At 73.7% G+C, this 9,630-nt stretch carries 10 protein-coding genes and 1 pseudogene; 6 read left to right on the top strand and 5 right to left on the bottom strand.

The genetic code is table 11. The features are described 5' to 3' along the window. Nucleotides 1–146 precede the first annotated feature (146 nt). Entirely contained in the window at nt 147–350 is a 204-nt protein-coding gene (locus SSBG_RS06690) for a cold-shock protein (RefSeq protein WP_037869109.1), read from the bottom strand. Nucleotides 351–359: 9 nt separating this feature from the next. Next, complete coding sequence (cofC, locus tag SSBG_RS06685) at nt 360–1,115, bottom strand: 2-phospho-L-lactate guanylyltransferase (protein ID WP_199781345.1); 756 nt, start codon at nt 1,113–1,115, stop codon at nt 360–362. Between the two features lie 200 nt (nt 1,116–1,315). Here cofC and SSBG_RS06680 point away from each other — a divergent pair, with 200 nt between their 5' ends. The 3 genes from SSBG_RS06680 (at nt 1,316) to SSBG_RS06665 (ending at nt 4,644) form a co-directional block, all read left to right on the top strand. Further along, complete coding sequence (locus SSBG_RS06680) at nt 1,316–2,179, top strand: lysophospholipid acyltransferase family protein (protein WP_008745445.1); 864 nt, start codon at nt 1,316–1,318, stop codon at nt 2,177–2,179. Beyond that, the gene (locus SSBG_RS06675) at nt 2,176–3,207 is read left to right on the top strand and encodes an NAD(P)H-dependent glycerol-3-phosphate dehydrogenase (protein WP_008745444.1); all 1,032 of its coding nucleotides are present in this window, start codon (nt 2,176–2,178) and stop codon (nt 3,205–3,207) included. The genes SSBG_RS06680 and SSBG_RS06675 overlap by 4 nt, the downstream gene beginning before the upstream one ends. A 267-nt stretch (nt 3,208–3,474) precedes the next feature. Then, nucleotides 3,475–4,644: a D-alanine--D-alanine ligase family protein gene (locus tag SSBG_RS06665; RefSeq protein WP_008745442.1), complete on the top strand. Its 1,170-nt coding sequence runs from the start codon at nt 3,475–3,477 to the stop codon at nt 4,642–4,644. Nucleotides 4,645–4,916: 272 nt separating this feature from the next. Here SSBG_RS06665 and SSBG_RS06660 read toward each other — a convergent pair whose 3' ends face one another. Continuing rightward, a complete protein-coding gene (locus SSBG_RS06660) occupies nt 4,917–5,417 on the bottom strand; it encodes a DUF3515 domain-containing protein (protein ID WP_037869107.1) in 501 nt (166 codons plus the stop codon). 21 nt (nt 5,418–5,438) lie between these two features. Continuing rightward, complete coding sequence (locus SSBG_RS06655) at nt 5,439–5,672, bottom strand: Lrp/AsnC family transcriptional regulator (protein ID WP_008745440.1); 234 nt, start codon at nt 5,670–5,672, stop codon at nt 5,439–5,441. A gap of 218 nt (nt 5,673–5,890) precedes the next feature. On the opposite strand from SSBG_RS06655, the gene SSBG_RS06650 reads away from it, so the two are divergent. Continuing rightward, nucleotides 5,891–6,883, top strand: coding sequence for a thiamine-phosphate kinase (locus SSBG_RS06650; protein ID WP_037869105.1), 993 nt, complete (start codon nt 5,891–5,893; stop codon nt 6,881–6,883). Nucleotides 6,884–7,234: 351 nt separating this feature from the next. After that, a complete protein-coding gene (thiD, locus tag SSBG_RS06645; RefSeq protein ID WP_008745437.1) occupies nt 7,235–8,047 on the top strand; it encodes a bifunctional hydroxymethylpyrimidine kinase/phosphomethylpyrimidine kinase in 813 nt (270 codons plus the stop codon). A 477-nt stretch (nt 8,048–8,524) separates the two neighbouring features. Here the strand turns inward: thiD and rpmB are convergent, their stop codons facing one another. Beyond that, nucleotides 8,525–8,710, bottom strand: a complete 186-nt coding sequence (rpmB, locus tag SSBG_RS06640) for a 50S ribosomal protein L28 (protein ID WP_008745436.1) — start codon at nt 8,708–8,710, stop codon at nt 8,525–8,527. Nucleotides 8,711–8,978: 268 nt separating this feature from the next. Here rpmB and SSBG_RS06635 point away from each other — a divergent pair. Beyond that, a pseudogene (locus SSBG_RS06635) lies at nt 8,979–9,630 on the top strand (DAK2 domain-containing protein); the annotation flags it as partial.

Below are 9,630 nucleotides of genomic sequence, written 5' to 3'. Positions count from 1 at the left end.
CCGCGGCGTGTCCGGGGGCGCCGGGGGGCGTGGAGTCCGGGGCCTGGGTGCGCGGGTGCGCGGGGCGTGGGGGCTTGGGCGCGTGGGGGTGCGCTTCCGGTGCGTACGGTCCTCGCGGCGCGGGCCGGTGTGCCGGTGACGGGGGTTCAGAGGGTTTGCAGGGTGACCAGGGTGACGCGCGGGCCCGCCGCCGTGTCCTCGGTCTCGATCCGTACCCGCTGCCCGGGGCGCAGGAGCCGCAGCCCGCCCGCGAGGAACGCGGCGCCGTCGAAGGGCACCGGGGTGCCGTCGTCGAGCAGCACGCTGCCGCTGTGGTCCGAGGGGTCGTACGTGTACGCCGTTGCCTGCATGGGGGGACCCTAGCGGGGGCCCGGGCAGCGGTGCGCCGCGGGGACGTCGCACGGGGGTGGCGGCTGCCGCGTACCCGAGAGACCGGCGAGGCGTTCGCCCGCCGGGAGCGTGGCGACGACGCGGCGCGTGTGCGGGCCGACGCCGAGGGCGAGCGCCGCGCGCAGATCCGCGACCGTGTCCACGTCCTGCCGCACCGAGGCGACGGCGGGCGGGCCGAGTTCCGCCGCGCCCGAGTCCCGGTGGCGCTTTCTGGAGTGCCCGCCGAAAAGGGGGCCCAATTCCGTACCGGAAAGCGCGGCGAGAAAAGTCGTGCCGATTTCCGCCGCGTCGGGGAGAAAAGACCGGGGGAAATGAGCGGCGGCGCGCAGGACGGCGGACAGTTCCGCCGGGCGCAGTGCGGGCAGATCCGCGTTGAGCGCCGCGACGGCGCCGCGCGGGGTGCCGCGCCGTGCCGCGCGCGCGCCGTGCGCGAGGGCGGCGTTGAGACCGGTCGCCGGAGTGTCGGGAACCACACGCGCGCCGAGCGCGGCGAGCGCCGCCCCGCCCCGCGCGTCGTCCGTGACGACCACCACACCCCGTACCCCGGCACACGCGAGCGCGGCGGCGACGGTGTCCTGCGCGAAGGCGAGCGCGAGCCGGCGGCGGCTCGGCGCCGAGAGCGGCCCGGCGAGCCGGGACTTGGCCAGGGGGAGGGGCTTCACCGGGACGACCAGGGTCCATGGTGGGGTCGAGGTGGGCCCGGCGGGAGTGTTCATCGCTGCCATTGTCGCCCGGGGACGCCGCGCGGGCGGGGCGCGGCGGGACGGCACGGAGGGCGCGGAAGGGGGCGCGCGCACCGTCGCCGGGGCGGGGCGCGGGCGTACCGTGTTCTCGACAGACGGGGGAGGCGGGTCCACACTTGTGCGGCCTGCCAGGCGCAGTACGTGATCTTTGGCCCGGCCGGGCCGAACAGGAAGGTGCACGCGTGTCCCGCCGTAAAATCGGCTTTTGGTATCGCTTTGCCGCAGCGGTACTCAAGCCGCTGTTGCTGGTCTTCTTCAAGCGGGAATGGCGCGGAGCGGAGCATATGCCCAAGGACGGCGGATTCATCACCGTCGTCAACCACAATTCGTACATCGACCCGCTGTCGTACGCGCACTACCAGTACAACACCGGTCGGCTGCCGCGCTTTCTCGCGAAGGACGGCCTTTTCCGGCACGGCATCGTCGGCGCCATGATGCGCGGCACCCAGCAGATCCCCGTCTACCGCGAGACGGCCGACGCGATGGACGCCTTCCGGGGCGCCGTGGACGCGATCGAGCGCGGCGAGTGCGTCGCCTTCTACCCCGAGGGCACCCTCACGCGCGATCCCGCGCAGTGGCCGATGCGCGGCAAGACCGGTGCGGCGCGCGTCGCGTTGGCCACGCGCCGCCCCGTGATCCCCGTCGCGCAGTGGGGCGCCAACCTCGCGATGCCGCCGTACGCGAAGGAGAAGAAGCTGCGGCTGCTGCCCCGCAAGACGCTCCAGGTGCTCGCCGGGCCGCCCGTGGACCTCTCCGCGTACTACGACGAGGAGCCGACGCCCGAACTCCTGCGCGAGGTCACGGAGGTGCTCATGCGCGCCGTCACCGGGCTGCTGGAGGAGCTGCGCGGAGAGAAGGCGCCCGCGGAGATCTACGATCCGCGCAGAGCACGGATAGAACAGCGTCGTCGGGCCGCGGCCGAGCGTGCCGGCGGTCCGGACGGCGCGGCCCAGGCACCCGGCGCGGACGACCGTCCGCGCGACGCGGACGAGAACCGTCCGCGCGACGAGAGCACGACGCACGCGACAGGGGAGCACACCACGTGACAGGCCAGCCCGGCCCGGACGACCGTCCCGTCAAGACCGCCGTCTTCGGCAGCGGTTCCTGGGGCACCGCCTTCGCCATGATCCTCGGCGACGCCGGGAACGACGTGACGATGTGGGCCCGCCGCCCCGACGTCGCCGAGGCGATCAACACGACGCGCACCAACCCCGGCTACCTGCCGGGCACGGTCCTGCCCGAGCGGGTACGCGCCACGAGCGACCCCGCCGAGGCCGCCGACGGCGCCGAGCAGGTCTTCTTCGTGGTCCCCTCGCAGACTCTGCGCGCGAACCTCACCGCCTGGGCGCCGCTGTTCGGCCCCGACAGCGTGCTCGTCTCGCTCATGAAGGGCGTCGAGCTCGGTTCCACGATGCGGATGACCGAGGTCATCGAGGACGTCACGAAGGCGCCGCGGGAGCGCGTCGCCGTCGTCACGGGGCCGAACCTCGCGGGCGAGATCGCCGCGCGGCAGCCCGCCGCGGCGGTCGTCGCCTGCACCGACGAGGACGTCGCCCGGCGCATCCAGCACGCTTGCCTCACCCCGTACTTCCGGCCCTACACCAACACCGACGTCGTCGGCTGCGAACTGGGCGGGGCCGTCAAGAACGTCATCGGGCTCGCGGTCGGCATCGCGGACGGCATGGGGCTCGGCGACAACACGAAGGGCTCGCTCATCACGCGCGGGCTCGCCGAGACGACGCGGCTCGGCCTCGCGATGGGCGCCGACCCGATGACCTTCTCGGGGCTCGCGGGGCTCGGCGACCTCGTCGCCACGTGCTCCTCGCCGCTCTCGCGCAACCACACCTTCGGCACCAACCTCGGCCGCGGCATGAGCCTCGCCGAGACCATCGCCGCCACGAACCAGACCGCCGAGGGCGTCAAGTCCTGCGAATCGGTCCTGGCGCTCGGCCGCCGCCACGGCATCGACATGCCCCTCACCGAGACGGTCGTGAGCATCGTCCACGAGGGGAAGGCGCCGCTGGTGGCGCTGGAGGAACTGATGTCGCGGAGCGCGAAGTCCGAGCGGGGGTAGGGAGCCGGGGGCGGGGTGGGGCGGCGCGGGTCGCTGGGTGAGTGGCGGGGGCGGTCGGCGCGTTCGCCGGGTGTTTGACGGGGCGGGCCGGGAAGTGCGCCGCCCCGCGCCACGCCCCGGTCCCCGGATGCCGGAGGGGCTTCCCGGGGATGGCCGGTGCGGTGCCGGGGCGCGGCTTCGTGGCGTTCGGCCGCGCGGTGGGGGCGGGCGACAAGCCGGGCTCCGGGCGCTGACGGTGCGGGGGGCAGCAGGTACCCTCGTCGCGATATGAGCAGCCAGAACCTCCCCCAGAGCCCTGTTCCCCCCGTCGAAGGGGGAGCGCCGCGCAAGCCGCGGGTCGCCGTCGTCTTCGGCGGGCGAAGCTCCGAGCACGGAGTCTCCGTCGTCACCGCCGGCGCCGTGCTCGGCGTCATCGACCGGGAAAAGTACGACGTGCTGCCGATCGGCATCACCGGTGAGGGCCGCTGGGCCCTCGCCGCCGACGAACCGGCCCGCATGGCCATCACCGACCGCTCCATGCCGACGGTCGAGTCCCTGGCTGAGTCGCTGGAGGGCAGCGTCGTGCTGCCCTTCGACCCCTCCGTGCGCGAGGTCGTCTACACCGAGCCGGGCTCCGTCCCGAAGGCGCTCGGCGAGGTGGACGTCGTCTTCCCGATGCTCCACGGGCCCTACGGCGAGGACGGGACGCTCCAGGGCCTCCTGGAACTGTCCGGGACCCCGTACGTCGGCGCCGGGGTCCTCGCCTCGGCGGTCGGGCAGGACAAGGAGTACATGAAGCGGATCTTCACCTCCTTCGGGCTCGCGGTCGGCCCCTACCTCGTGATCCGCCCGCGCGAGTGGGAGCAGGACCCCGAGGCGGCCCGCCGCCGTATCGCCGACTTCGCCGGGGACCACGGCTGGCCGCTCTTCGTGAAGCCCGCGCGCGGCGGCTCCTCCGTCGGCATCAGCAAGGTCGACGGCTTCGAGGGCCTGGACGAGGCGATCGAGGAGGCCCGCCGCCACGACCCGAAGTTCCTGATCGAGGCGCTCGTCCAGGGACGCGAGATCGAGTGCGGCGTCCTGGAGTTCGAGGACGGGCCGCGCGCGAGCCTGCCCGCCGAGATCCCGCCGGTCACCGACCACGCCTACTACGACTTCGAGGCGAAGTACATCGACTCCGCCTCCGGCCTCGTGCCCGCCCCGCTCACCCCCGAGGAGACCGCCGAGGTCCAGCGCCTCGCCGTCGCCGCCTTCGAGGCGACCTCCTGCGAGGGCCTCGTGCGCGCCGATTTCTTCCTCACCGACGACGGCTTCGTCATCAACGAGGTCAACACCATGCCCGGCTTCACGCCCATCTCGATGTACCCGCAGATGTGGGAGAAGAGCGGCGTCGGCTACGCCGAACTCGTGGACCGGCTCATCCAGGCGGCGCTGCGGCGGCCGACGGGGCTCCGGTAGGCGGCGGGCTGCCGTAGCGGCGGGGGAGCCGGGCAGCAGGCTGGGCATCGGTGTGCGGGGGCGGGGCGTCGGGCGTTGGTGTGCGGGCTCTCGTGTGCGGGGCATCGCGGCGTCGGGTGCGGGGCGTGGCACGCGTGACGCGGCGTACGGGGCGTGGCACCGGTACGTCGCGTGTGACCTGCGGTGACGCGCGCGGCGTACGCGACGGTTCGTACGGTCGCTCTCGTCCCGGACGCGCGGACGCCGGGGCGTGGTGGTTCCCGGGGCCGTCCTCAGTCCTCGGCGATGCCCTTCGGGATCGTGCGCGCGACCGGCTTCGCGAAGTCGGTGAGGGGGGAGAGGCCGTCGTCGGCGCGTGCGGCGGGGATCGTGACCTCGACGTAGGCGATGCGCAGCGTCGTGTAGAGGCGGTACGGGCCACCGTCCTCGTGGACGATGGCCCAGTCGACGCCGTCGACCCCGACCCCGTCCGTCTTGGGGTCGTCCAGCGCGGCCGGACGGGGCACTCCGCAGCGCAGTATGATCGCCGGGTCGCCCCATCCGGCCGTCAGTTCGGACTCCGGAGCCGGGTCGTTTTTGCCGAGACCGTCCACGTGCTCCGGAAGCTCAGCGCGCAGCTTCCGGCACGCCTTCGCGGCGGCGGCACCCGGCGCGGGAACCGCGGCCTTCGCCGCGGAGCCCGAGGCGGAATCCGACGACGAACAGCCGGCAACGGTCACCAGCGGGAGCAGGACGGCGGGAACGAGCAGTCGCCGCAGCACGGAGTTGTTCACGCCGCCCAGCGTAGACGGGGGTTACAGATGGACGACGGGGCAGGTCAAGGTCCTGGTGATGCCCTCCACCTGCTGCACCTTCGCGACGACCATGCGACCGAGATCGTCCATCGTCGTCGCCTCGGCACGCACGATCACGTCGTACGGGCCCGTGACGTCCTGGGCTTGTATCACACCTTCGAAGGAGCCGACGAGTTCGGCTACCGCGGAGGACCTGCCGACCTCCGTCTGGATCAGAATGTACGCCTGTACCACGGAACCTCCAGGGCGGCCATGAGGATCATGGGGGAAAGGGGACGCCACGGTATCGCGTCGCCGCGCGCCGCGGGGAGCCCCCCGCGCGTGCTGCGTCCCGCTCCGCAGGGCGGTGCCGCTTCCGGGGGACGCGGCGCACGGAAGTTCAGGCAAGACTCGACGGCACCGGCGACGATGGCACACGGCCGTGAACGACACGGCGCAGAAGGGGCACAGGGATGAAGGGCACTGTGGGGGAACTCGGCGAGTTCGGCCTCATCAGGGAGATGACGGCGCGGCTCACCACGACACCGGCGGTGCGGCTCGGCCCGGGCGACGACGCCGCCGTCGTCACCGCGCCCGACCGCCGCGTCGTGGTGAGCACGGATGTTCTCGTGGAGGGCCGGCACTTCCGGCGCGACTGGTCGACCGCCTACGACGTCGGACGCAAGGCCGCCGCGCAGAACCTCGCCGACATCGCGGCCATGGGCGCGGTGCCCACCGCCCTCGTCCTGGGGCTCGTCGTGCCCGCGACGCTGCCCGCGACGTGGGCGATCGAGCTCATGGACGGCCTGCGCGACGAGTGCCAGGTCGCGGGCGCCGCGGTGGTCGGTGGTGACCTCGTGCGCGGCGACACGATCACCGTCTCGATCACGGCGCTCGGCGACATGCGCAACCACGACCCCGTCGTACGCTCCGGCGCGCGGCCCGGCGACGTCGTCGCCGTCACCGGGTGGCTCGGCTGGTCCGCCGCCGGGCACGCCGTCCTCTCGCGCGGCTTCCGCTCCCCGCGCGCCTTCGTCGAGGCGCACCGCAGGCCCGAACCCCCGTACCACGCGGGCCCCGCCGCCGCCACGCTCGGCGCGACGTCCATGACCGACGTGAGCGACGGCCTCATCGCCGATCTCGGTCACATCGCCGAGGCGAGCAACGTCCGCGTCAACCTCGTCTCCGGCAAGGTCGACGTGCCCTCGCAGATGTACGACATCGGGCAGGCGGTCGGCGTCGACCCGCTCCAGTGGGTCCTGACCGGCGGCGAGGACCACGCGATCGTCGCGACGTTCCCGCCGGACGTGAAGCTGCCGGCCCGCTGGAAGGTCATCGGTGAGGTCCTGCACCCCTCGGCGCGCCCCGAGGTGACCGTCGACGGCGCGCCCTGGACACGCGCGGGAGGCTGGGACCACTTCGGCGGGGACGAGGGGGACGACGGGATCGAGACGCCGGGGGCGTGAGGCGTCGGGGGCGTCGCGGGGGCGGGGGCGTCACGGGGTCCGTGAGGCGGCGGGGGTGTAGCGGGGCGGTGGGCGTCGTGGGGGCTGTTCCGGGGGCTTGGGACGTCGCGTGCGTGGGCCACGTCGCGGGTGGGTCCGGGCGCGTGGCGTGGCATATGTGACGTCGCGTGCGACCTGCGGTGATGTGCCGGGCCTGCGCGACGTGCGGGGGGTGCGCGGCGCGCGCGACGTGCGCGCCGTGAGGGGCGGTGTCGCGTGGTGCCGGGTGGGGCGCGCGACGCGTCGGGGCGCCGGGTGGCGTGGTGCGACGTGGGTGCGCCGGGGCGCGGGCGGAGCGGTAGATTCGGGCTCATGCACATACCCCCGCGCGTCCTGACCGTGGCCGGTTCCGACTCCGGCGGCGGCGCCGGCATCCAGGCGGACCTCAAGACCATGCTCGCCCTGGGCGTCCACGGGATGAGCGTGCTCACCGCCGTCACGGCGCAGAACTCACTCGGTGTGCAGGGCGCCTGGGATCTCCCCGTCGAGGCCGTACGCGCCCAGTACCGCAGCGTCGTGGACGACATCGGCGTGCAGGCGGTCAAGACCGGGATGCTCTCCTCCGCCGCGCTCGTCGAGACGGTCGCCGAACTCCTCGCGACCACGGACGCGCCGACCGTCGTGGACCCGGTGGGCGTCTCCAAGCACGGTGACGCGCTGCTGGCCTCGGACGCCCTGGACTCGGTACGCAAGCGCCTGCTCCCCGTCGCCACCGTCGCGACGCCGAATCTGGACGAGGTCGCCCAGCTCACCGGTGTCCACGTCACGCGCCCTGACGGCTTGCCCGAGGCGGCGGCGGCCGTTCTCGCCCTCGGGCCGCGCTGGGCCCTCATCAAGGGCGGTCACCTGGAGGGCGAGGCCGTCGATCTCCTGAGCGACGGCACCGAGGAACACTGGTTCCGCGCTCCCCGCCTCGACAAACGCCACACGCACGGCACGGGCTGCACCCTCGCCTCCGCCGTCGCCTCCGGCCTGGCCCAGGGGCACGACGTCCCGGCGGCCGTGCGCGCCGCCAAGGACTACGTCACGGGCGCCATCGCGGCGGGCTTCCCCCTCGGCGCGGGCATCGGCCCCGTGGACCACGGGTGGCGCTTCCGGAGCGCGCAGCCGGACGCGAAGGGCTGAGGGACGCCGCGACGACGGCACTGCGAAGGGAGCGGACGGCGCGGTGCGCGGGGCCCGGCGCCCTGGAAGGTGCGGCGACGACGCGACGTGGTATATGCGCCGTCGCGTGTGACCTGCGACGACGCGGGGCGCTCCGCGCTACGTGACCGCGTGGCGCACGCGACGTGAGGCCGCGACCGCACGTGACCTGGGGCGGCGTCCGCGCGACAACATGGCGTCGGGTCCGCCGCTTCTTCACGTGGCGTCGTCCTCGCCCCGTACGCGACGTCACCGCGTCACCCGCGCGCGACATCGCCCCGCGCCGTACTCGCAGTGCTCGTGCGGGCTGACGCGGCGCCTACGCGGTGTCCGGGCATACATGAGAGCCGGTCCGTCGTAGGACGGACCGGCTCTCACAGCAACCAGCCAGGTGGCCGCGCCGCACTACGTCAGCGCGAGACCGGATCGGTACCGTCGTCAAACGGGACCGCCTCACGCTTAGCGCGAGACCTTGCCGGCCTTGATGCACGAGGTGCAGACGTTGAGCCGCTTCGGCGTTCCGCCGACCACGGCACGCACGCGCTGGATGTTGGGGTTCCAGCGACGCGGCGTACGGCGGTGCGAGTGCGAAATGTTGTTGCCGAAGCCCGGCCCCTTGCCGCAGACGTCGCAGTTGGCAGCCACGGGTCACTCCAAAGACTTCAGATGCACTTACAGTGAATCCCGGCAGGCCGGGATCAGAGACAGAAGTGCCTGATTTGGCGTTGCCGGGGGGAATGGCCCGATTCTCATCGGGCAACCGGAGCAGCATACAGCGGCCACTCCCGCTCTACGAAACTACCATGACCGCGGCCATGGCCGTTCCCGGGCTCCGGCCGCACCCGGTCCGAGCTGCGACTACGCTGCGTTCGTCCTGCTGCGCAAGGAGGCCCTGGTGCCCGGGAAGGCCCTGATGTCCGGGAACGAACGACGGCTCCTCGACGCCACCACGCTGCGCGCCTGGTGCGCGATGGCCCTCGACGCACTGGGCCGGGCGCGCGAGGAGATCGACTCGATCAACGTCTACCCGGTCGCCGACGGCGACACCGGGACCAACCTCTACCTCACGACCGAGGCCGCCTTCCGCGCCGTCGAGGCCGTCTTCGATGCGTACGCGGGCGAGGCGGACGAGGACGGGGCGGACGCCGCGCGCGGGCCCGGTCTGGAGGGCGTCGCCCGCGCCATGGCGCACGGCGCGCTCGTCGGCGCGCGCGGCAACTCGGGCACCATCCTCGCGCAGTTGCTGCGCGGCACCGCGCAGGTGCTCGTCGCGGCCGGTGCGGAAGCGGTCGACGGTGCCGTCCTGGCCGCCGCGCTGCGCCGCGCTGCGGAGGCGGCGTACGAGGCCGTGGCGCACCCCGTGGAGGGGACGGTGCTCACCGTCGCCTCCGCCGCCGCGCGTGCCTGCCCGAAGGACGACGCCGATTGCCGGGCCGTCGCCCGCGCCGCGTACGACGCCGCGCGCGACGCCCTGGAGCGCACCCCGGGACAGCTCGCGGCGCTCGGCCGCGCCGGGGTGGTGGACGCGAAGAGGCCGGGGGTACGTCGCGGTCCTCGCCGCGCTG

It is taken from the genome of Streptomyces sp. SPB074, from assembly GCF_000154905.1.
Lineage (GTDB): Bacteria > Actinomycetota > Actinomycetes > Streptomycetales > Streptomycetaceae > Streptomyces.
This window is presented reverse-complemented; position numbering and strand designations above follow the sequence as displayed.

Bases quoted from the DNA above. Each gene is read 5' to 3' on its own strand.
- SSBG_RS06690 (WP_037869109.1), bottom strand. From the start codon at position 350: ATGCAGGCAACGGCGTACACGTACGACCCCTCGGACCACAGCGGCAGC.
- cofC (WP_199781345.1), bottom strand. From the start codon at position 1,115: ATGGCAGCGATGAACACTCCCGCCGGGCCCACCTCGACCCCACCATGG.
- SSBG_RS06665 (WP_008745442.1), top strand. From the start codon at position 3,475: ATGAGCAGCCAGAACCTCCCCCAGAGCCCTGTTCCCCCCGTCGAAGGG.
- SSBG_RS06650 (WP_037869105.1), top strand. From the start codon at position 5,891: ATGAAGGGCACTGTGGGGGAACTCGGCGAGTTCGGCCTCATCAGGGAG.
- thiD (WP_008745437.1), top strand. From the start codon at position 7,235: ATGCACATACCCCCGCGCGTCCTGACCGTGGCCGGTTCCGACTCCGGC.